We start from the raw sequence: 21,759 nt of genomic DNA on the forward strand, positions 1-21,759 counted from the left end.
CTTCAGATCTTGAGGCTGCAGCGGTGTCATTGTGTTGCCGCCGCCGTGACGATGCGTCGGCATTGCCGTCGGTCATGGGGCAGTCCCGTTTGTTTGAAGACAAGCGCGACACTCCCGTTGCGAGGGTTCCACAGTTGCTCGTTACTGACGAGGGCGTCCAAGTACAACCTCTGGGCCGAGGACAAGGGGGCTCCGGGGCGATAGGGCTGCGGGAACGCGAACTCCAGCAGCGGTCCCCAGTCGTGACCAAACCCGGTCCACTCAGCCTGCCGTGCTATCTCTGCTGCCGGTTCGGCGATGCGCTCAAAGTCGTCGACCCTGGAAACGATCGAGCTCACGAGTTCGCCACGGTGCACGCCCGGTGGGAGGTCCTCGCCCAACGCGGCGATCACGATGCCGGTGGCGTGGTCATTGTGCTGAGAAGTCGGTGCGAGCGCAGCGCGGATCCGAACAGCAGGGTCGGGGTCGTCAAGAAAGTTCAGCACGTCCTCACCGAGTTCACCGAGCAACAGCACCCAGAAGTACCGGTTTTCGTCTCCCCAACTGATCCAGTCGCGAAGCTTGGATGCCATTGCCGGGCGTTGTGATGCGAGCTGTGGAAGGCGTAGCTGCTCGACAGCCGTCTCCGCCAGGGGTATTCGCAAGCCCGGCAGGTCAGCGTCCAACAGGCCGGAGATGGTTTGGTACGCCTCGATCACCGACCCTTCGAGCTCGGGAATCAACGCGGAGAAATATGGCTGGTCCCGCAGCTCGAAGGTGGCGCTAGCCACGCCACCGAGGAACTCAATAAGCGCGGCACGAGCGTCAGCGGCGACAGCGCCAGTAGCGAGTAACCAGCTGATGACCCGAGCCGCAGGGGCCGTCGCCGACTCGGGAAACCCCTGATGCAAGATCGCGACGTCCAGGTGCATCACGGCATCCATGCGCGCTTCCTCGTTCGAGGAAGTCAACGCGGCCAGGTGCCTGGGCGTATCTGTCGCTGGCCCATAGGCGTGCCTAAGCTGCGTCCAGTCGAACTGGTCGATCACCTGCTACTCCCCCTGTTCTAGCCGTCGCCTAGTCTCTCGGACGGCGGCCAGGATGCACGGGGTCGAAGCGGTGATCGAGCGGCTCACCAGGTGCTCGGGGCCGTAGCGCGAGTGGATCTCCGCGAGTCGTTCTGTGACGTCGAGGTGTCGCCCGTCGGGGCCGGTGGTCATGTCGCAGTAGGTGAGCGCGTCCATGAGGTCCGGCCGCTCGGGCATGAACTCCTTGTTCAAGACGTCGAACAGGCCGCGTTCGGTCGCCTCGTTGACCGCGCAAGAGTGATGCGCCACCAGGCGGTAAAGCGTCTCGTCGGCCTGGACGACGTCACGCAGGTACCGTGCCCCGTCGAGGGGATGGAATCCCGTGTCGACGAGTTCGGGCGAGTACCCGATGTCATGCAGGTACGCGGCGGCGGTCAGGGTGTCGGTGTCGTCGCCGAGGATTGGTGCCAGCGAGACCGCGCGTGCGGCGACGCCTTGCGTATGCGCCCACCGGCGAGGGAGGGGCTTCTCAAGAAGCTGTCTGGCCAGGTCGCGCGCCCACTCAGCTTGTGTCACGCCCACGACAATAGGCACCAAACCCCCGAACGCGCCCAGAGCGTCCGGTGAGACGTCCTAGGACGTCTCACCCTGAACGTCACTGCGAGGAGCGTACGAACCGGCCCTTGCCGTGCCGGGACACGATCAGCCCCTCGCTCTCCAACTCCGCGAACGCCTGCCGTACCGTGCTGCGAGCCGCAGAGAACAGCCAGCGAAGTTCGGCCTCACTGGGAAGGGCGTCACCCGGCCCGAGTTCGCCCCGCTTGATCTGGCCACGCAGGCTCCGCGCGATCTCCTGATAGCGATACGAGACCTCAGCCTCCTGAGCGGCGGGCCGCACAATCCGTCCTTTGGACGGGACCGTGAGGATTAACCCGCCCTCTTCCAGGGCCGTCAGCGCCCGACGGACCGTGTTCCGCGCTACGTAGAACTCTGCCGACAGGACCGCCTCTGACGGCAGCGTCGATCCTGGGGCGTACTCGCCGGAGGCGATGCGGTGGCGAAGCCGTTCGGCGATCTGGGCGTAGATGCGCCAGCCGGTCAGCGGCTTTGCGGGCTGATTAGGAGTGCGCATCGATGGCCTTGTCCAGGTCGAAGCCGATCTCACCCTGTTCCCCCTCGCGCCAGCCCTCTTGCGCGGCCCGCTCGATCCGGTCGGCTGCGGGCACCAGGCGTAGGCACGACACGCGCTCGTCGCCTTGGTCGCCCCAGTAGAACCACAGGAACGCCAGGTGGACGTAGACCCGGCGGGGACGGAATCGGCTGTCCGGCACGTCCAGCGCGGGACGCCCGCTCTGATCGACGAGCAGGACCGTGATGATGCCTCTCCGCTTGAGTTCGTAGCGCAGCTCCTCCAACAGTTGTTGCTGGTAGGCGCGCTGCTGAATCTTGATCACGTTCACGATGGGTGACGCTCCTTCGGCTCGGAGATGGGCGGTCGTGGCCGCTTCCCTGTGCCGACGAGCTTCCGTCACGGTCCGGAATCTCTACACCACGAATAGGGGACGTCTAGGGACGTCTCGTGTTAGCGTCGCGCGCAGAGCCGATCTCTCAGGAGGTACGCCCCCGTGAGTGAGAACCTTCGCCGCACCCTTGCCGCTGCCAGGCTCCAGGCCGTCGACGTCGCCGCCGCTCTCGCCGTCGATCCCAAGACCGTGAACCGTTGGCTGAAAGGCCGCATCCCCTACCCACGCCATCGCTGGGCCGTCGCCGATCTCCTCCAGGTCGACGAAGCCGAGCTGTGGCCCGAGGTCGCGTCAGGCCGGCCGATCTCCGACGACGTCCGGGGCGTCTACCCGCACCGCTGGGCCGTGCCGCGATCCGCGTGGCGACGTCTCTTCCAGGAAGCTGCGGAGAGGATCGACATCCTGACCTATAGCGGCCTGTTCCTCGCGGAGGACGCGGGCATGGTCCGCCTACTCGCCGAGCGAGCCTACGCAGGCGTGCATGTCCGTCTGCTCCTCGGTGATCCGGACAGCCCTGAGGTAGCCGCCCGTGGCGTAGACGAGGGCATCGGCCCCGACGTCATGGCCGCCAGGATCAGGAACGCCCTTGCGCTCTATCGGCAGCTCCAAGACGTCGAGGGCGTCGAGATCCGGCTACACCGGACAGTGCTTTACAACTCGATCTACCGTGCCGACGACGGCCTTCTCGTCAACATCCACGCCTACGGCACCCCCGCTGCGCAAGCCCCTGTCATCCACGCACGAGTCACCGAGAACGAGGGGACCGCAGCGGTCTACGTCACCAGCCTGGAACGCGTCTGGGCGACCGCGGAACCAGCCGACAGCATGTGCTGAGCCGCCCTGGGATCCATGATCGAAAGCAACTTTTCTTCTCGTTATTAAAGCGGCCCGCCTACGGCGGCCCGCGTCGCGCGCCGGTCGGCCAGCCGGCCGGGCATGCGGCTCTCCGGCCGGTCCCGGCCGACGCCGCCCACGCGCTCCAAGCCACCGAGACGGAACGCCAGACGATCGAGGAGCATCAGGACCAAGATGGCGACCAGGGCAACGCCGGTCCAGCTCGTCGGGCCCGGAGGAAGAACTTGCAAGGGGCTCCGCCCCCTGCACCCCCCGGCCCTCCTCGGAGATGAGTTGGGGACGGCGTGGGCGGGAGTGCGGGCATCTCTTCGCCGGCCACCCCGAAGGGATGCCAGACCGGTCGCCCAAGGTCAAGCCGTCGAGCTCGGGCAGGGCAACCAGCAGACGCGGAAGGTCACCGGGAGACATGTACACGGGAACGACGGCTTGACCCCAGGCGTCCGGCCCGGCATGGCTACGCCTGCCCGACGAGGAGATGACCCCGGCGACACGTGTAGCGAAGTCCCGCGCAAAGAGCCGGGTTAGGTCCTTGATGGGTAGCCCGCATCTAAATTGCGTTCGGAGCAATCGAAAGTGTTGTCGAAATGCGCTCAAACGTGCGCAACGACCTGGACGTGCTCAAGGGCTGCACGTTGCAAGAGCAGACCTGGCAGGCCAGCGGAACAATGCCGGTGACCTACCTGTGCACATACCCGAACTTCTAGTTCGGCACCACATACAACACGGGCGCCCGCGTCTTACGCAGGGCAAGTCTCCACATCCCACGCTCCGTCAGTCAGGTTCTATCGGGCGGACCTAGGAGCCTGCCCGCTCAGCGCGACCTATATAGAACACGCCTCCACCCGCAACGAGTACCAGGCTGTGCTCACAGGGAGCGACCCCGACAGAGATGACTCTCAAATGATCAATCCGACTCGTCAAGTCGCTCGAGAGAAGGTCGCCCCGGGGGCGTTATACCGAAAACACGACCATCTGCACGGTGACCTGCCGATCAAGGTCAATGACTATGGCGAACGCGGCGTCGCTGGTGGCAACACCTCCACCTCGACCACCGAGCCTACGGTCGGCTAACCCGCAGGATCCGTGCCAATTTCAGGCGATTTGTGAAGATTAGCATCCAGTGGGTGACTCGATCGGGCAGCGGCTATCCCTGAGCCGAAACGTGAAGGCTCACAGCCGCGCAGTCACACGGAGAGGCGACTATGCTGCCCTTTAGTACAGGACCGGACATGTCTACAGAGACAAGCAGCTCTCCAGACGCCTAAGGGCTGCACGAGTGCCCCGCGGGCGGGGAAGAAGGGAGGAGATAGCGTGAGCTCCTCTCTCATCGCGGCGATGGCCAAAGCAGAACCCCTCTACCAGATTCCTGAAGACGATTTGGTCGGCGATGTCCTGATGCCGGCTATGGCGGCAGCTGACGAGGCCCGCATTGGAGCTGGCTTCTTCAGCTCTCGCTGTTTTGCGCAGATAGCGCCCGGACTGGCCGAGTTTCTAGCTCATCCCGAGCGTCGCTTGAGTCTCCTGATCAGTCCAGAGATCGACAATGCAGAGCGTGAGGCGCTCGAACGGGGTGCGAAATCTCCTGAGCAGGTCATCCATGACCTCGAACAGCGGTTGTTTGCTGAAGCGGTAGTCTCGTCGTCTGCTCTCGTGCAACACGCTCTGGATTGCCTTGCATACCTCGTAGCTAAGAAACGCTTGAGAGTCCGTTTCGCCTTGATGTCGCGCGGTCAGTATCACAAGAAGAAATGGCTGCTACGCGGTGGGACTGAGTGGCTTGCTGTGCACGGCTCGGGCAATGCCACCGCGCGTGGCCTCCTTGTAAATGGTGAGCAGATGACTGTTGACCGGCCATGGGTCGATGGTCGGGCAGCTAAGGCACGGGTATCTAAGCTAATCACAGGTTGGGAACGCGACTGGAGTAACCAGAACCCGCATGTTCTCGCCATTGAAATCGTGGACGGCCTGCGAATAATCGGCAAACGAGGAGCGCTGCAAACCGTTCCCACGATCGAGGATTTCTGGAAAGCCTGGCAGGTAGATCACATGCGTGGGCTTGAGCCAGACCTTCCGCCCGGAGTCACAATAGAACCTCCTCGTCTCCTGCGGATACCGGATGGGCTCGAATGGGAAACCGGTCTTTATCGGCATCAGGGAGTCGCGGTTAGGACATTTCTTGGCGCCGGTTCCCGTGGAATTCTTGCCATTGCCACTGGTGGTGGCAAGACTCAAACATCACTCATTGCCTCAGTAGTTGAGCAGGATCGCCATAGTGGTCCGATGCTCTTGATGCTAGTTGTGCCGACAGCGCCGCTAATGAGGCAATGGGTAGAGGTGGTCCGTCGGTTCGGCGTCGAACCTGCTGTGCCGAGCAATATGACTGTTCCCAAACGACGCGTGTGGCTCGAAGAGCTCAAAGCGAGCCTAGCAACTAAAGCAAAATACACGGCTGTCGTTCTGTGTACCCAGAAGCTGTTTACTAACGACACTGCATTGCGAGAGACAATAGATGAGCTCGCGCCGCATGTCCTAACCATGCTCATTGGTGATGAGGTGCATAACTTGGGTGCACCCACTTTCCTGCGCGTGGCACCTCAACGCTTCGATATACGTCTCGGCTTGTCGGCGACGCCGTCGCGTCAGTATGACGAAACTGGAAGCGCTCAATTGTTCGACTACTTCGGGTCGCCAATTTACGAGTTCACGCTTGCTGATGCAATTGCGGTCGGATGTTTGACGCCGTATCGATACTACTTGCACGAAGTGAGCATGACGCCGGACGAATTTGCGGCGTATGTTGACTTGAGTCGGCAGCTCCGGCGCAAGGGTTTCTCCAGGCAGGACGATGGCTCTTCCGAAGGGCAAGACGATCAGATCGAGCACCTATTGCGTAAGCGACGTGCTGTTCTCGAACAAGCGTCAGGGAAAATTGCAGCGCTTGAGGCTCTTCTTGTCGAGACTGGAGTTCGCAACGTCTCTCGGACTCTCATATATGCCTCTGCCAAGCAACAAATTCTTGGGGAGGTAAAGCAGCTTGAGCAAGCGAATTCCCTTCTGCGTCGACTCGGGATCCGGTTTCATGAATTCACAAGTACGGAAACCGGTCGTAGTGGATCAGAGCGCTATCTCGAAGCGTTCGGTCGAGGAGAGTATCAGGCACTGACAGCAATGAAGGTGCTCGACGAGGGCATCGACTTGCCAGAAACTGATACGGCCTATCTCTTGGCATCGAGCACTGTTCGCCGGGAATGGGTTCAACGGCGCGGACGGATTCTTCGACGGGCAGAAGGTAAGACGCATGCGGCGCTCCATGACTTCATCGTGGTGCCGCCGGATGACGAAACAGGTGAAGGACGCACGATTCTCACCGGCGAGCTGCTGCGCGCTCGTGAATTTGCTGGTGCAGCTGAGAACGAATACGATCCGGATGGTCCCCGGACGATCATTAATAGGCTGGAGCGCATCCTTTAAAGCAGAGGTTTTAGAATGGCAGTCACCCCCCGCATCAATGATGTCGCCAAGCAAGAGGTGTGCGCGGTAGAAGAGCGTTATCCCGGATACCGGACAGCGCTAGTGAAAGCTCTCGATGACGTGGTCGGCCTGCAGTCAAAGGCGCACGCCACTCAGCGTCGAGAAGAGGTAACCAAGGTAGTTGAAGTACTCGGTCGATCGGCAGTCATCGCCAAGGGCGGAGAGGCCTAATGCTTATCAAGTCCGTGCACATCGCCCGCTTCAAGCTGATGCGTGACGTTACGATCCACTTCTCTGTCGACCCTGCCAAACCCCTTACAGTTATTCGCGGTGAGAATGGTTCCGGAAAGACGACTCTGTTGTACGCGATGCTATGGGGCTTGTATGGAATGCATGGTTTGGCCAAGATAGCAAACGTCGACACACCTCGCCTTACCTCCACATTCCGCCCTCCTGGCGTACCTGTAAGCGTAGAGGTGGAGATTGTTTTCGAGCACACGGACGATCTAGGTACGAGTAGCGAGTACCGCCTGCGTCGTATGGTTCTAGATACTCCGATGGTCGATGCTCTTCCGCGGCGAGGACAAGACCAAGTTACCCTATTCCGGCTCACTCCAGAGGGTGACAAGCCAGTTCATCCTGCGGAAGCCTGGATCGAGCGGCTAATCCCGCAGCGTCTGTCGGATCTATTCTTCACAAACGGCGACGACATCCAAAAGTTCATCTCTGGGCGTGTCCATTCGCACGAGCGGCAGAGCAAAGTTCATCAGGCAATTAGAGAACTCCTTGGCATCGATCAGTTGACGTCTTCGGTTGCCGATCTGAAGTATGTTCACGGCAACATTAAACGTCGAGTTTCTGCGGAGAGCGGTAAGGACGCAGAAGAGCTGGAGAACATATGCGATACCCTCCGCCGCCAGATTACTGAGCAAGAGGAAAAACGCGCCCTCATCGAAGCCCGTCAAAAATCGATGGAAGCTCAGCAGCACGAGTGGAATCGTGAACTCAACCAGCTGCGCGGCATCGGCGACCTCGACGAATTGAATATGCAAATTGACGCGCTCAAGAAGCGCATCGAGGGATGCCGAAATCGAGTGCAAGCTGCGCTTGCCGATATGCGAACTGCTTTCAAGAGTCAGGCACTTTCCTTGGCGCTTGCGGCAATGAGTATCGATCAGGGCCGGTCGAAACTTGAAGAACTCGCCGACCGACGCGTGATTCCGAACACGTCCCTGAAGGTCCTCGAAGACCGTCTAGAAGACGGCGAGTGCATCTGCGGTGGAGACCTGCGTCCTGGTTCCGTCCTGAGGGACCACGTTCAGCATCTGCTTGACGAGCAGCGCGAGAACTCTGAAATGGCTCATCGCCTGACGGAGCTGCGCTATGACGCGCGAGGCCTGGCCGTTGCTACTACGGACAGCGAAGACTTCGCTACTAAGCGCGAGGCGACGCTTATGGCCTATACAGCAGCACGGGATGATCTGGCACGTGCTGATGTAGAGCTAAAGCAGGCTGAAACTAGGCGCAGCCGTATCGATGACACCCGTGTGCGCACCCTTACTGACGAACTCGCAGCTGTGGGCAAGAAGATCGGTGATGGAGTTCTCGAGCTAGGGCGCATTGAGGAGCGTATATCGTCCTATGAAACCCAGCTGGGAGAGCGCGACCAAGAGCTGGCAAGTGTCACGAAAAGGAACAGGGCCAACCGGGACCTTATTATCAAACGTGATGTGGCGGAGGAGCTGCGAGCTCTAGCAGAACGGGTACAGAGCCGACTGGAGGGTGAGTATGTGCAGAAGGTGTCTGCTCGCCTACAGGAAATCTTCCTGTCGATCGTCGGCGCCGAACCGGACGCCCAGCTCGGCGTTTTCCGAGGCGTCTCTATCACGGAGAAGTTCGATATCGTGGTCGAGAGCCAGCATGGGACGAATCTCGATACAGACTATGAGCTAAATGGGGCATCACAGCGTGCACTAACCCTCGCCTTCATTTGGTCGCTTATGGAGGTCGCCGGCATTACCGCGCCGCGCCTGATCGACACACCTCTAGGTATGGTGTCAGGGGGAGTAAAGCAGCGGATGGTTAATACCATCACCCGTCCTCCAACCGGTGACCAGCCGCCGTACCAGGTCATCCTTCTTCTGACCCGGTCCGAGATCATGGAGGTCGGTGAGCTGCTGAGCCAGCATGCTGGTGCCTTCGCGACGATCTCATGTAGCAAGGATTACCCCACTGACCTTGTTTACGAGTGGCCCGGCGAAGAGCCGGAAGTCCGAGCGTGTTCCTGTACGCACGAGCAGGCGTGCCGGATTTGCGCACGCAACATCGATAATGCGCATGGTCTCGCGTTTCGTGATATGGAGGCAGCGATCTAGTGGTAGATATCATCAATCGGTACGCCGGCATTGACTTGTATATGCCCGAGGATTCTCATCGAGTAATTCGCGAGCATGTCGGTCAGGGGCAACCGTTTCCCCGTCAGGTCGATGCCTGGTGGATTGCATTTTGCCTCGGGGTCCGACACAAGGAAAAGCGAATCTTGCCGGAAAAGCGCACTAAGTTCATGGATGGAACAATCCTGAGCAGCGATCCCTGGCGAATAGTCCATCTGGAACTGATCGCCCTCGGCTTGCACGGCGAGGACATCCTCACGCGTCCTCGTGATGTCGTGCAAGTTGCCACTGAGCACGCGAACTACGGCCTTGAGGTTCTAGTCGAAACGCTGACAGGGCAGAACGAACCCACTTTGGCTCTAATGAACTTTCTCGATATGGCAAGGTTATGAGCTGGCAAGGCTTGGGGCATGCATATTGCGCCGTCCTGCCGGAAGCGTGTGAGGTCATCGCCGGCTGTAGAGGCAAGGGCGAGTGCATGGGGCGAATAGCCATGTTGACGTAGATGCGCACGCGAGGCTAGATGGCCCAGCCTGAGCTTCCCTTGTGACCGGCACTGCATGCAGCGCTGACCGGCCCCGCCGGGGACGACGGTGGCAAGGGTGCGGACGAGACTGAGGCCGCCCCCTGGAAGGTCGATCTCCAACAGCCTTCGATCCGGTGCACGCATCGCTTCGGCCCACGGGCGCTCGAACGAAGAGAGATCGTTGCTACGCGCGCCCCGGGCATGGGGCGGTACCGTATTGGGTCGCCTGGGCGTTCACTGCCTCGGCGGCGTCCTGTAGGGCGTGCTCGACTACCTCGCGCGGGAGCATGCTACGGGGCGATCAGTTTGCCGAGTTTCCAGGCGGCGAGGTTGAGCGTCCGGGTTCGGCTCCCTACGGGTGCGCCGGGGACGCGCTCGACTTCGCCGGACAGGGCAGCTTACCCATAGTGGGACAGGCGGACGGATTTTGGCCCAGTCGGGATTTCATCGTCCTGCTAGGTTGCTTGAGTCAAGAGGCCTTAACTATCAGTGCGGCGTACCAGCCTGTGTCCCTTAAGGGATCGCCCGCACCGATGGAGCTCTCTCTCCCACCCTTCCTCTGTCCCGATCAGATGCGGTTGTTCGTAGAGCCCTGCTCGTACCTCCGCCTCTGTGAGGCGAAGGTACTTGGGCACGTGAGGATCATCTGGCGCAAGGAACTCATGCTTGCGGTGAAGGAGCGGGCGGTTGGTGGAGTCAGCGTAAGACAGGAACGAAGACTTCAGCGTCTGAAGGTCCACGGTGTACGACGAGACCAAACGAGGATGTGGGTCGCTGTCAAAGTCGGGGTAATTGAGCCAGCTCACGCCGCGGCCTTGATGGCGCAGCTTCGCGACCGTCCACTCGGGCGGTCGGCCAGCTGCGATGCTTGCGCAATGCTCATACAGACGAAGTACGGTGGGCATCCGGTGGACGGCTCGGCGGTGCACGTACAAGGCTGTCGCGGTGAACTTCCCGGCAGGCGACCCAGCCATCGCATGGCGGATATAGGCGCCATCGCGGAGTTTAAACAGAAGCTGGTCTGCGCGCTTGCACGCTTCCGCGTAAGACGAGAAAAATGTCCGGACGTCGAGTTGAACCGATAGAGGGAGGCTGCTGACGGGACCGCGCCCATGAAACAGTTCGAGGGCAAGGAAAAGGAGGGTGTCTAGCGCAGATCGATTCGCAGATTCTTCGACCTTGACTGGATCGGCGGCCTGCTGTGCAAGACGGTTGAGTTCGGCTGGCCGCAGGTGTCCGAGGAGGGCGATAACCTGCTGAGGCATTTCCTCTAGGCGAGGGAGGCGACCGCGTTGCTCCAGATGGTCAACGATGGCGGCGATGGCGGAAGCTGTGTCTTCGAACGTCAGCCACTTGGCGTCAGGTTTTATCCGGCGGGCGATGTAGCGCAGTCGAGCTTCGTCGTCTCTGAAGGCGTAGACAAGCCCAGGTGCTGCAGGTAGGCAGCGAGCTCCGGTTACCTCGTCAACGTAGTCTCGAAGCTCGCTGGCGGCGAATAGGTGTTGGAAAGTGTTGCGGCTAGTGAGGATGCCATCGCCGTGCTCCCGGCCTTTGATCTGGTTCCGCTCCCAGCGCAGCCGCGCTGACACCACGAGTGCTGTCCTTGTATTGTCCCAGGCGTGTCGAAGCGTCTGACGTCGTTCGGCTGGATCTTCGATCACGTTGACGACGTAGGTGAGCAGCACAATTTCAGCGGGTTTGAGCTGTCCACCAGGGTGATGAGCGGGATCCCATCCGGAGACCTCTAGGCCGAGTTGTCGCAATGCTCTTACGTCCGCGCCCCGACCACAACCGTAGTCGAGCACTGAAGTTCCCGAACCTAGCTGCAGATCGGTCACGGCTTGACGGGCAGGGGCGGAGAGTCCAACGCGGCCGATCGCGGTCCGTTGACGCTCGCTAGCCCACAGCTGTGCTGTCATCGGTGTCTCCACGAGAACAGTCTGCCCGACGCAGCTGGTGCTATCCTGCAACGTTGCTAAAGCAACGTGATGGTCTGAAGCTGGGTGCGGTCTATAGCGACCAGCTCACTGAAACAGAGCTCAAGCGAAACCAAAGCCCGGCTTACTTGATGCTTGCAGCTCCCAAGCATGGACTGAACTGCCTGGGTTGATTATCGGACCCAGGCGGCTCATCATGCATGCGCGTTGACTATCCAGCCTCTTCAGCACGGCTGCATCAGAGGTGGCATACCGCACAACCCGCCTGATCGTCCTCCTCATCATGGGCATCAGAAAGGATCTCCAGCAGTGGGCGGTTTGGCTTTGCGCGCTTCGCAGCCCGCTCGAGAGCTGCGCTGTGTTTCGCTTCGATGTCGTCCCGTCGCTCTATCAGTTCATGCAGTGACTCGCCCTGGGACCAGGTGTACTGCCGGTCCTGCATGGCAGTGCGCCTGTAGTTGACCTTCTCTTCGTAGGCGATGGCCTGCTCGAAGAGCTCTGGGTGGCGGTCCTTGAGACCGACCCACTCGTGCTTCCGCTGGAAGAAGCAGAAGTAGCAGCCTGACCGGGTTCGCCACTCGTAATAGCCGGGTAGGCCGATGCCTGCCTCGTCGAGGATGCGATCAACTCCGGCACGGTCGATGCCGTCCTCTCGGAACGGGAATACCGCCGTGATATTCGGCTTGGTACTGACATAACCGAGCCGGTTTTCGTCCGCGCGGATCGCGACGTAGGAGATCACCTCATCGTTACCGACCCACTCCTCCAGAGGCTTGATCTTCAGGTTCTTGGTGCACCAGCGCATCTGAGGACTAGGAAGCGTTCCCTGATAGACCTCAAGCCAGTGATCGAAGTCACGCGTTGAGTTGAGCCGCAAGATCGGTTTACCCACTGCGGCCTCAAGCCGGTTGAGGTATTCGTATGTCTCCGGTAGTTCCGCGCCGGTGTCACAGAAGAAGTACTCCATGTCGGGCACACGGTCGCGCATATAGACGGCGAGGGCGGAGGAGTCCTTGCCACCGGACAGACCGAGGACGTGACGCTTCTTCCCGCTGGAGCTGTTGGTATCAGTCACAGCTTCTCCTTCCTCTGGGGGACCGCATTGGTGTCTGTTGCGGCGAGGCGCTCGGCCAAGGCGGCGAGCAGGATGCGCGCGCCGTCGGGGCCTAGTGCTATTTCAGCTTGCCTGATGACACTGACAACGAGCTCATCAGCGACCTGGCGGGACTGCTTCGGCATGTGGATGAGGGTGCGTTCCTCCCTTCCTTGGGGGGTGGTGAGTGTCAGTAGGTGGGTTTCAATCTGCCGAGGCTTGGCCACCTCCGTATCAAGACTCGTAGCCTCGCCCATTTCATAGAGGTGGCTGACGCGGCTGAGGGCACGTTCCACCTCCTTGACCTGACGGGGAAAGCTTTCGACGTCTCGATCAGTCCAGTCACCGAGTGCCTTGTTCGTGAGGCGGATGATGATCGGGTCGAGCCAGTCATCATCCGGCAGGTTCTCGTTGAGCACACGGGAGATGAATCCCTGGAGGTTGACCTCAAGTGAGGCGTTGGAGAATCCACGAAGCTGCTCTGACAGGCCGGATCGCAGCTCTTTGAGGTTCGTCGGCAGCCGGAACTCACGGCCGATCGTCGCCACAACCTCTTGCCGGAGGGCAGCGCCAGCACCGGAAAGCTCGTCAAGGGCGGTGACCAGACGTGAGACGTATGCCTTGGCGGCTTGTTCGTCCTCGGGGGTGCTCGTCCGGATCGGCTCGAAGCCTAGGGCCTTGGGCAGGGAGGCGAAGACCAGCTCATCCGGGTCGGTCGCTGTGGACAGAACTTCGCGGATGGCAAGAGCCTCTGGGCTAAGGCGTCGAGTCTGTCGTGCGTAGGGCTGTAGGACCATGACGCGCTCCAGCATCGCTCGCGTGACGGCGAGCAGCTTAGGGTTGCGCGCTGTGTGGGAGCGGGGAGCGTCCACGTCTAGGGACGAGGCCAGGCCGTCGACCACGAGGCGGCGCTGGCCACGTCCGACCGGCGCAGCCTTGACAGCGAAGCGTTCCGGATATGGGACGTTGAGCCGTTCCACGATCTCCGGGGTGAGCCGCTGGCAGTAGTTGCCGTCTTCGAACAGGGCGATGTCCTGGGCGCGCAAAATGAGCGCGGTAACTACGAGGATCGGGACGACGCCTGCCTTGACCCCGTAAGGGGGAGCCATGAGGCGGTGGTAGATGTCAACGATGGGTGTGAGTTGCTTCGCGTTGGTCAGCGCTTCCTCGAGAGCTTCCCAGACAGCCATGACGCTGGCGTTCTTCTGTGGGCTTGGACGTGAGATGCCATGGGTGAGAATGCTGTCAACCTGAGTGCCGCTACTGGACTCTCCGGCGGCGCGGTGGAGTCCGAGGTACTCCACGACGCCGTGATACATCGCCCGCTCGGGTGTGTACTTATCCTTCCCGTATCCGAGGAGAGGGTAGCCCGAGCGCTGCAACATGGCGGTGAGCAACTCACGGCGTGCGCGGGCGGCATTGCTGGTGAGCTGGTGGCGCCCGACCATCTCGTTACGGATGTGGGGGGTGAACGGGTAGACCTGATCGCAGGCTTTGGAAGCCAGGCCGGCATAACTGCGGGCTTTGATGGGCTCACTCGGCTCGCTGTTGGTTTCGGTGCCCTTCTCCCACATGTGCCACGTGGACTGCGGGCTCAGGGGATTAAATGCTTCGCCCAGCAGTATGCCGATTCTGCGAGAGATGTCAGTAGCACGTTCCGCGATCTCTCGGGCGGCCACATGGTCGAGGGAATCATCCTCGAGGAGCTCCTCCAATGCTACGAGGTTGATGCCTGCTTGCAGGACAGTCGCGGGATTCTTGGTAGTGCCGATGAGTACAGGCAGCTGGGAGTTGACCACGGGCCGGTTCTCCAGCCCCCCAAGGTGATAGACAATCAGGCCGTCCGCTGCGTCCTGTACGACCTCGGGCCCGTCCAGTTTCTCGGTCTGGTGGCTGACTGCGGTGACGAAGTAGCGCAGCATGCCAGTGCGCTGGCTGTGCCCGCCGGCAACTACGGCCGCGGGAAGTACCGTCCCTAGGTGATTATTGAAGTACTGGACGACATCGGTTGGGTCGATACGGGTAGCGATTTCCCGGACCCGCGCGTCAATGTCGACGTCGGTACCCTGCCAGATGCGGTACTCATTGCTGTACGCGCGATGGACGACGAAACCATCATCCACGAGCTTCTTCAGACACTCTTGCAGGGCAGCGAAGCGCTCCGGATCCGGGGCATCGACTGGATCGTTTAGCGCGAACTGGATCATGGAGGGAGTGGCGCGCAGTACGCCGTCAGCGTCGATCAGGTTCAGGACGCCGATCGTCTTGAGAACGTCCTGGTCCTCGGGCGGGAGCCCATGTGCCTCGTTGAGGCGGTTATCGACCTCCAGCCACCGGCTGGCATTGGTCGAGGCCAGGATGGTGGTGCGGCCGGAAGCGAAGAAGTAGTCGTACAACTGCGGCAGGCGGATCGTGGAGGCCCGCTCGGGTGTATCTACCGACAGTGTCTCCAGGGTGCGGCGGACCGTGTTCGGCTCGTCGCTTGCGAGGAAACCAGTGAGACTGCGATCGTGCTGACCGATCTGGGATGCGAGAAGCGGAGCGGCGATGGCGGTGATCGGGTGCAGCGGATACAGGCCAGAAAATGTCTCCGTGGAAATGTCCACAACGGCGTTCAGAGCGTGTCCACGCCATGCTTCTGCTGAGGCTTGTGCCTGCTTATGGATGAGCTCATGGCCCGGCTCCTGGACAGCTGCCGGGTCTAGGCGTCGCCGCATCAAGTGAACGGCGTCGCCCAGGTTCGGCGCAAAGGTGATGTCTTCGAAGCGGCCCTGGACCTTGGCCCATTCCTGGGTCTGGATGGTGCTCGATCGTGCTGCGTAGTCAGTAAATGCCAAATGCTGCAGTGTGAACATGAACAGCGGCAGCCCCGAACGTCCGGCGCCCCTTTCAGCGAGCACCTGCAGCAGGAACACGTCGCTCTCAGCGCTGCCGGAATCTCCATCGACGGCGAGATGCTCAAGTGTCTTGCCGAACTCATCGATGATCAGCAGAAGAGGTGCCTCAGTGCACAGTGCGGTGACAGCCTCGATAAGGTTTTCCGTCGTCGGCAGCTCGCGCTCCGCACAAGCGGCGAGGGCCTGCGCGACAGCCTTCGGGGGTCGCTTCTTCCACTTGCGCTCCACGGCGGTTTGCAAGGCTCGGCGGACTGTTGCCGCTAGAGGCTCCCGGCGTGCGGTTGCGATCGCACCAAGGAAGCCACTCGGGGCGAGTTCATCACGGACCCGGGCCAACCGTGTGGCAAGACCAGGGCTGGTCGCGGTCACTGCCGCCTGAGCTTCAGCCTGGCGAGAGGGGTCATGCCCGAGGAAAGCATCGAACAGGTTCGCCAAGGTTGACTTGCCGGAGCCATACGGACCGGTGAAGGACCAAGAGCGGGTGCGCTTACGATCGGCGACGGCATTGGTGACGCGTTCGAGCACGTCCAGGGCACGCGTTCCCACGTAGGGGGAGTTCAGGTGCTTTTCGCGAACATCGCGCTCAAGGTTGGTGGAGCGCAGTTCAGAACCGACCAGGCCGATGCCTGCCGGAATCTGAGCGGTGGCCTTGGCCTGGCGAGCACTCCGGGGGCTCTTTGTCGCCGTGGTCACACGTTCTCCTCGATCAGTTCCAGCTCTTCGGACTGCTGAGACAACTTCTTGCGCGAGCGCTTGTGGTTGCCACCGTCAAGGCCGGGGTATCGCTTAGCCCACTCCTGCGGCGTCGGAAATCCTTCACGTTCCTGAACCCGCCCATAGTGCTCGTCAAGAACATCCCAAGCAAGGAGCTGAGGAGCCTTGGTGAAGGCCAGACTCCGCTGACCAAGAGCCTCGACGATTTGCAGATCGGGGTGTTCGCTGACGAGTGACTCGATGGCCTTGGTTAGCTCCGGTTCCCGAGTGCGGAATGCGCGTCCCGGGGCGCCGGGTTCGTTGGCGAGCCGCGCCAGTGAGATAGAACCGGCGTTCACTGAGAACCGGGAGGCGTAGTCCAGACAGGAATAGACCAATACCGGTGCCGGCAGGCTAGACCGGGAGCCACTAGTGAAGCGCCAGGTCCGCTCCTTGCCTTTGCCTTGGCCTTCCAACAGGCCCAGTTCGCGGAAGGGGCAGGCCAACAAGTCCTCGAAGCTGCCGGGAGAGAGCGGGTTGAACTCCTGGTCGAGGGCATACATCTTGATCAGACAGTCCACGTCACGGTTGATCGACTCTGGTGCGGGCCATTTGTCTTCGTCAAAGTTCTCGCGGATGTGGCGGGTGACGACGGTGACCATCTCAGCCGCGGTAACCCTGGAGAAGGGGGCGAGGTGGAACATCACGTACCAGGTCGGTGCCAGGCACTTGGCATGGGGCTCGGACGAGAGCAGCCACCAGTGCAGCAGCCACAGGCTGCCCGTGTCCTCGAGGTAGGGGTCAGCGCCGTCTTCATCAAGCAGCCAGCGGGCCCGCCAGGTAGGGGAGGCAACGTAGGCGCGGTAGGACGGCTCCTCGTGGGGGTGTTCCTGAGTGAGCTTGAAAGCCTGTGACCAGTACCGCATGGCATTGACCATGTTCTTGCCCACGCCGAGAAGGACTGGCGCGTCCTCGCGGTGGAAGATCTCGCTATTGTCCTTGACCTGCATGTATGCCTTGTGTAGCCAGCCGAAGCGCGGGGCGAAGGTTTCGTGCCGTGCAAACTTCGGTTCAGCGGCTTCAGCGAGCCGGCTATCTGACATGCGGTAAAACCTTTCGATGAACAAGGGGGGCTAAACGAGGGCGGCTACGCAGAGGTGACACCGATCAAGGCTCGGCCGTGGCGGCCATCACCGACCGGATGTACGTCACAGCGCGCGTGGTGGCGTCCACAGCTCGCTCGACGTCGCGCTTGGTGGTGGCGTAGCCGAGTGAGAATCGCACTGTGGAGTCGGCATCTTCACGACTGCATCCCATGGCGAGCAGTACGTGACTTGGGCTCGGTGCCCCAGAAGAACATGCGCTGCCATCGGAAGCGGCCACCTCTGGCATGGTGGCCAAGACGGCATCCGCCGGTATGCCAGGGAAGGTGACACTGGTGACGCCAGGCAGACGGGGTACACGGGCACCGTTGATCCGACAGCCGGGCACGTTGGAGATCAGCCCTGTCTCCAAGCTGTCACGTAGCTCAGCAGTACGAGCGGCTTCCTGCTTGAGTTGCAGTCGCGCGGCCTGAGCAGCTGCGCCGAGCCCCGCAATCCCTGCCACGTTCAGCGTGCCCGCCCGCCACCCACGCTCCTGACCACCGCCAACGAGCAATGGTCGGTGCTGTAGAGGCGTGCCACGACGCACGAAGAGTGCGCCCACGCCCTGCGGACCACCGAACTTGTGGGCCGAGAGGGACAATAGGTCAACATCAACCTCGTTGAGATCCAGAGGGAGCCGACCAACATACTGCGTGGCGTCGGTGTGGACCAAGGCCCCAGCTTCGTGGGCTGCCTTGACGATAGGCTTCAGGTCGGTCAGGACGCCGGTCTCGTTGTTCGCGAGCATGACCGTGACAATGACCACCTCGCCGTCGTGGAGTGCTGTGTACAAAGACTCCAGGTCGACGACACCGTCCTCATCGACGGGCAACACTGCAAGGGCATCGGGGATGCCTGCTGTAATGACACGGGCTGTTTCAAGCACCGCCAGGTGCTCAACGGCGGTGGTCACCAGCACTCCACCTCGAGCGTAGGCAGCGCGTAGTGCCAGATTGTTCGCCTCTGTGGCTCCAGATGTGAAAATAATCTCACCGGGAGTGCAATTTAGCAGGTCAGCGAGCTGATTGCGGGCCGTGCCGACCCGGGTGGCGGCGTCACGTCCCAGGGGATGGACGCTGGAGGCATTGCCGACGTTGCAAAGGGCCCCAAGAGTTGCTTCAAGGGCTTCCGGGCGCAACGGCGCGGTGGCGTTGTAGTCCAAATAAGCAACTTCCCGCCCGTCCGGTTCACCGACCATCTCTTGCATCCTTGCTCTACTGCGGCTCTATGAGCACTCCTGGTGGACCTTCTCGCTGCACCGTCCTCCTGCACCAGGAGTGCACTGAGATCTTAACCAACACACGTGGCTACCGAGGTAGATCACTGGAAGATGTGCGGTCACTGCACGCGGATGCGGTCCAAAGTCCATGCTCGCAACACAGATCAGCCGGCCATCGACGGAGATCACAGCTGAGTGGGCGCTTCTGGCCCACCCAACAGCGCCCTCGCTGGCCGAGGAGACGCTACGTTGCTCAGGTGAGGATGGCGGCCCGGCGTGGCGGACGCCACTCAAACGCCTCGTGCCAGCGACTAAGCGACATCCGGCTGACCCGGAACTCGGCGGCCACCTGCGCATCCGTGACACCCTGAGTGAATCGATCACCCGCCTGCATCCGCCCCTGCTCACGACGAGCCGCGCCCTCCGTGGTCAACACGCTAGCTTGGGTATACCTCGCCTCCGGCAGCGATCGCAGGTCCTACTCAGCACCCCGCTCTTTCTCGATCCTCTCGAGCCAATTGGCCAACTGATCCCGAACTCTTTCCGTATATGGATGATTAGACCCGAAGCGATTCAGGCGGGATTCAAGAAACGATTTCATCTGGACCACCGCTTCCGATAGATTGCCCGAAACGGCAAGGAAATGAGCTAAATTGTGGCGCGTTTTGTAGACTTCCGGATCTTCTGGGCCGAGGATCCGGATCTGTTCTTCGAGAAGGCTTTTTAGCCTTATTGCCGCCTCTTGGTGATGGCCTTGACGGTGCTTGCAGAGCGAAATCTCTCGCCTTATTGCCCGAACCCTAAACACATCATCACCAAAGGTTAGCTGGCAATCAGGCAATAGAGCGTCCAGTGCGACCAGTGCTTCATCCCATCGCCGTTCTTGCATTAACTTACGGGCGATGCCATGGCGAGTTTCGAGAACACTTGGATGCGAGGGATCGCGAATCAGCATTTGACTTTCAAGCTGCTGTTCCAGGGCTGCAAGCGACTGCTCTCCATGCGCGCTCGTTCGGTTATCGTCACCCCAAATCGATCGATTTATCGTCGGTTGCGGATGATCTATCGGAGGTCGATACCCGAAATTTTTGGCGTAGGCGCGTTGCCATGCAGACTTCCACAAGGTCAGCTCGTCGCCGTCTACGCCGCATGCTTCTACAAAGGAGCACAGAAGGGTATAAGAAGGGATGGCCTCACCCTTAAGTACGAGGCGCAATGTGCTGCATGGCAATTCTCCATACTTGCCGGCTCGTCTTTCCAGCTCGCGCAACGATGGAAAGCCAGACTTGAAACGAAGAAGGGACATAGAGAGGCGCAGCTGCAAAAAATCTTCGATCAGTTCGAGACGTTGAACGGGTCGATCCATTTTAGGGACCCGTGGATCAGCTCGCCGCGCCGATTCCCATAGCGACTTCGCCCTTTCTACGCTACTTCCACATGCGCGCGCGTAGGCAGCAACGACTTTGAGATTCGGAACGGTAGATCCACTGGCCGCCCGAGAAAGAGTGCTGCCGCTGATGTTGGTAATCTTGGCCATTTGCCGATAAGTGAGACCTGCCTGCTGGCGCTGCGACCGAAGCCACAGCGCCAGCTGCTGCAGGGGCTCGCTAGATGCGGCGACCGAAATCTCCCGACGCCCCATGCGTGTTTGCCTTCATCGCGGAACGGCAGCGGTGGTTGTGTTTCTGCCGAGCCGCATCAGCCTATAGCCGATTGCTCCGCCAGTGCAGACGAGGCCGACGACTTCCTCCATAGGCAGTCCAGCCACCATCAGAGCGCCGGAGAAGGCGAAGATCACGACGATAATAACGATTTCGAGGGGGGCGAGAGTGTGCGGAGGGGTAGGTGTCGTCCGGGCACACATGGATGTTGACCGGTTATGAGCCTTCCTGGACATGGCGACTCCTTTTTCTTGGTGGGCCTACGGCTCGTCGCGAGCCAGAGCACTGCGGACTGCACAACTACGTCTAGAGGGATTGCCGTCCCATCTGGATGTGTCGTCGATCGTCTCACTGCATAGAAGTCGCCAGCAAAGCTGATCAAGGCCTGAAAGTGCTTTTGATGCAGGAGTGAGCAGCGCCCAGGATTTCGAGTCTTGAGTCCGGTTCGCGACATCAGAGCAGGTCATGGCAGTGGGACGATGGAATTGGTGCACTGGCGGCCAGACTTCTATTGCGGGCGAGGGCGGTGCATGTGATCCTCAGCCTGGCGCTTGCTCTGGCCGCTGCGAGCTGGTCCGACTCCCTGGGCGCTGTGGACTGCACCTTTGAATCAGGGAATGCGTGGGCGTGTGACGTTGCCGCGTAACAACCCGCATGCCACGAGGCCCTCCCAAGCGGAGGGCCTCGTGGGCGCAGCCGTGCTCGTGGGCCGAGGCGGTGCGTACACCGGATCGAGGGCTGTCGGAGATCGCGGGTGACGGACGCGGTGCTCCGTCGGCGCTGCCGGTCCAGCAACCGAGGTGTGTAGCGGAAGGCGGATCAGGCTGCCGCGCCTCTTCCAGTGCTCTCAAGCCTGTCCGTTTCCCTCGGCGTCCTCTTGTCGAGGAACGGCGACTGGCTAGAGGTACACCCAAAGACCGGCTTGCCCTCAGTCGTCGGTCCGCTGCCGCATCGCGATGGGTCCACGGCAGAAAACATGCGCGGACAGGGCGGAGTGTGCGGCGTCGCATGGACCGAAAGCCTGCTCGTCTCGCCGTGCAATATCCGTGCAATGATCTTGCTCGCGGGGTGCCCACGGCAAGGCTTCGGTGCAGGTCAAGAGCACAGGAGAACCAGGAAAGGTCATCCGCTGTAAAACCGTCGGCTCAGCCTACCCAGGTTCGAACCCTGGACCTGCCACTAGCAGGGAAAAGGGCCCCTGACCAGCAGAGATGCCGGTCGGGGGCTTCTTCGTTTCTTGATCCGCGAGTACCCATGATTCCCCCTGATTGACCGCAGGTAAGGGCACGCATGGGGCACGCTCCCTACCTGGCCGACCTGCGGGAATCCCCAGCCGTCG

At 60.9% G+C, this 21,759-nt stretch carries 18 protein-coding genes; 6 read left to right on the forward strand and 12 right to left on the reverse strand.

Going from position 1 to position 21,759, the window contains the following annotated elements:
- Positions 1–26: 26 nt before the first annotated feature.
- The 4 genes from AWQ68_RS19835 to AWQ68_RS19850 form a co-directional block, all read right to left on the reverse strand.
- Positions 27–1,028 carry a hypothetical protein gene (locus tag AWQ68_RS19835; RefSeq protein WP_084464188.1) on the reverse strand — a complete coding sequence of 334 codons (1,002 nt, stop codon included), beginning with the start codon at positions 1,026–1,028 and terminating at the stop codon, positions 27–29.
- Positions 1,029–1,031: 3 nt separating this feature from the next.
- Positions 1,032–1,583 carry an HD domain-containing protein gene (locus AWQ68_RS19840; RefSeq protein ID WP_245655998.1) on the reverse strand — a complete coding sequence of 184 codons (552 nt, stop codon included), beginning with the start codon at positions 1,581–1,583 and terminating at the stop codon, positions 1,032–1,034.
- 79 nt (positions 1,584–1,662) lie between these two features.
- Positions 1,663–2,139, reverse strand: a complete 477-nt coding sequence (locus tag AWQ68_RS19845) for a GntR family transcriptional regulator (RefSeq protein WP_066942346.1) — start codon at positions 2,137–2,139, stop codon at positions 1,663–1,665.
- Positions 2,126–2,467: a hypothetical protein gene (locus tag AWQ68_RS19850; protein ID WP_066942347.1), complete on the reverse strand. Its 342-nt coding sequence runs from the start codon at positions 2,465–2,467 to the stop codon at positions 2,126–2,128. The genes AWQ68_RS19845 and AWQ68_RS19850 overlap by 14 nt, the downstream gene beginning before the upstream one ends.
- Before the next feature lie 165 nt (positions 2,468–2,632).
- Between AWQ68_RS19850 and AWQ68_RS19855 the strand changes: the two genes are divergently transcribed.
- Positions 2,633–3,364 (forward strand): phospholipase D-like domain-containing protein, encoded by a 732-nt coding sequence (locus AWQ68_RS19855; protein ID WP_066942348.1) that lies wholly within the window; start codon positions 2,633–2,635, stop codon positions 3,362–3,364.
- 44 nt (positions 3,365–3,408) lie between these two features.
- Here the strand turns inward: AWQ68_RS19855 and AWQ68_RS19860 are convergent, their stop codons facing one another.
- Positions 3,409–3,549 (reverse strand): hypothetical protein, encoded by a 141-nt coding sequence (locus tag AWQ68_RS19860; protein WP_157545491.1) that lies wholly within the window; start codon positions 3,547–3,549, stop codon positions 3,409–3,411.
- 736 nt (positions 3,550–4,285) lie between these two features.
- Here AWQ68_RS19860 and AWQ68_RS42590 point away from each other — a divergent pair.
- From AWQ68_RS42590 to AWQ68_RS42600, 5 genes are all read left to right on the forward strand, one after another.
- The gene (locus tag AWQ68_RS42590; protein ID WP_157545493.1) at positions 4,286–4,456 is read left to right on the forward strand and encodes a hypothetical protein; all 171 of its coding nucleotides are present in this window, start codon (positions 4,286–4,288) and stop codon (positions 4,454–4,456) included.
- Between the two features lie 240 nt (positions 4,457–4,696).
- Positions 4,697–6,856, forward strand: a complete 2,160-nt coding sequence (locus AWQ68_RS41040; RefSeq protein ID WP_084464189.1) for a DEAD/DEAH box helicase family protein — start codon at positions 4,697–4,699, stop codon at positions 6,854–6,856.
- A 15-nt stretch (positions 6,857–6,871) separates the two neighbouring features.
- A complete protein-coding gene (locus tag AWQ68_RS42595; RefSeq protein WP_157545495.1) occupies positions 6,872–7,087 on the forward strand; it encodes a hypothetical protein in 216 nt (71 codons plus the stop codon).
- A complete protein-coding gene (locus AWQ68_RS41045) occupies positions 7,087–9,231 on the forward strand; it encodes an AAA family ATPase (protein ID WP_084464190.1) in 2,145 nt (714 codons plus the stop codon). Before AWQ68_RS42595 ends, AWQ68_RS41045 begins: the two co-directional genes overlap by 1 nt.
- Complete coding sequence (locus tag AWQ68_RS42600) at positions 9,231–9,641, forward strand: hypothetical protein (protein WP_157545497.1); 411 nt, start codon at positions 9,231–9,233, stop codon at positions 9,639–9,641. Before AWQ68_RS41045 ends, AWQ68_RS42600 begins: the two co-directional genes overlap by 1 nt.
- 613 nt (positions 9,642–10,254) lie before the next feature.
- On the opposite strand, the gene AWQ68_RS41050 is transcribed toward AWQ68_RS42600, so the two are convergent.
- The 7 genes from AWQ68_RS41050 to AWQ68_RS41055 form a co-directional block, all read right to left on the reverse strand.
- On the reverse strand, positions 10,255–11,694 hold the full coding sequence (locus AWQ68_RS41050) for a DNA phosphorothioation-associated putative methyltransferase (RefSeq protein WP_084464191.1): 1,440 nt from the start codon (positions 11,692–11,694) through the stop codon (positions 10,255–10,257).
- Between the two features lie 256 nt (positions 11,695–11,950).
- Positions 11,951–12,787 carry a phosphoadenosine phosphosulfate reductase family protein gene (locus AWQ68_RS19880; RefSeq protein WP_066942353.1) on the reverse strand — a complete coding sequence of 279 codons (837 nt, stop codon included), beginning with the start codon at positions 12,785–12,787 and terminating at the stop codon, positions 11,951–11,953.
- Positions 12,784–16,395: a hypothetical protein gene (locus AWQ68_RS19885; protein WP_066942354.1), complete on the reverse strand. Its 3,612-nt coding sequence runs from the start codon at positions 16,393–16,395 to the stop codon at positions 12,784–12,786. The genes AWQ68_RS19880 and AWQ68_RS19885 overlap by 4 nt, the downstream gene beginning before the upstream one ends.
- Positions 16,392–17,498: a DUF4007 family protein gene (locus AWQ68_RS19890; protein ID WP_066942355.1), complete on the reverse strand. Its 1,107-nt coding sequence runs from the start codon at positions 17,496–17,498 to the stop codon at positions 16,392–16,394. The genes AWQ68_RS19885 and AWQ68_RS19890 overlap by 4 nt, the downstream gene beginning before the upstream one ends.
- 64 nt (positions 17,499–17,562) lie before the next feature.
- On the reverse strand, positions 17,563–18,738 hold the full coding sequence (locus AWQ68_RS19895; protein WP_245656000.1) for a cysteine desulfurase family protein: 1,176 nt from the start codon (positions 18,736–18,738) through the stop codon (positions 17,563–17,565).
- Between the two features lie 274 nt (positions 18,739–19,012).
- Positions 19,013–19,195 (reverse strand): helix-turn-helix domain-containing protein, encoded by a 183-nt coding sequence (locus AWQ68_RS46190; RefSeq protein WP_066942357.1) that lies wholly within the window; start codon positions 19,193–19,195, stop codon positions 19,013–19,015.
- A gap of 42 nt (positions 19,196–19,237) precedes the next feature.
- A complete protein-coding gene (locus tag AWQ68_RS41055; RefSeq protein WP_084464192.1) occupies positions 19,238–20,401 on the reverse strand; it encodes a helix-turn-helix domain-containing protein in 1,164 nt (387 codons plus the stop codon).
- Positions 20,402–21,759: the final 1,358 nt, after the last annotated feature.

Source organism: Microtetraspora fusca, assembly GCF_001570365.1.
GTDB lineage: Bacteria > Actinomycetota > Actinomycetes > Streptosporangiales > Streptosporangiaceae > Microtetraspora > Microtetraspora fusca.

What these genes read in the sequence shown, in the direction of transcription:
- AWQ68_RS19845 (WP_066942346.1), bottom strand. Translation starts at nt 2,139, where the DNA reads ATGCGCACTCCTAATCAGCCCGCAAAGCCGCTGACCGGCTGGCGCATC.
- AWQ68_RS19860 (WP_157545491.1), bottom strand. Translation starts at nt 3,549, where the DNA reads ATGCTCCTCGATCGTCTGGCGTTCCGTCTCGGTGGCTTGGAGCGCGTG.
- AWQ68_RS42590 (WP_157545493.1), top strand. Translation starts at nt 4,286, where the DNA reads ATGATCAATCCGACTCGTCAAGTCGCTCGAGAGAAGGTCGCCCCGGGG.
- AWQ68_RS42595 (WP_157545495.1), top strand. Translation starts at nt 6,872, where the DNA reads ATGGCAGTCACCCCCCGCATCAATGATGTCGCCAAGCAAGAGGTGTGC.
- AWQ68_RS41045 (WP_084464190.1), top strand. Translation starts at nt 7,087, where the DNA reads ATGCTTATCAAGTCCGTGCACATCGCCCGCTTCAAGCTGATGCGTGAC.
- AWQ68_RS41050 (WP_084464191.1), bottom strand. Translation starts at nt 11,694, where the DNA reads ATGACAGCACAGCTGTGGGCTAGCGAGCGTCAACGGACCGCGATCGGC.
- AWQ68_RS19890 (WP_066942355.1), bottom strand. Translation starts at nt 17,498, where the DNA reads ATGTCAGATAGCCGGCTCGCTGAAGCCGCTGAACCGAAGTTTGCACGG.
- AWQ68_RS19895 (WP_245656000.1), bottom strand. Translation starts at nt 18,738, where the DNA reads ATGGTCGGTGAACCGGACGGGCGGGAAGTTGCTTATTTGGACTACAAC.
- AWQ68_RS41055 (WP_084464192.1), bottom strand. Translation starts at nt 20,401, where the DNA reads ATGGGGCGTCGGGAGATTTCGGTCGCCGCATCTAGCGAGCCCCTGCAG.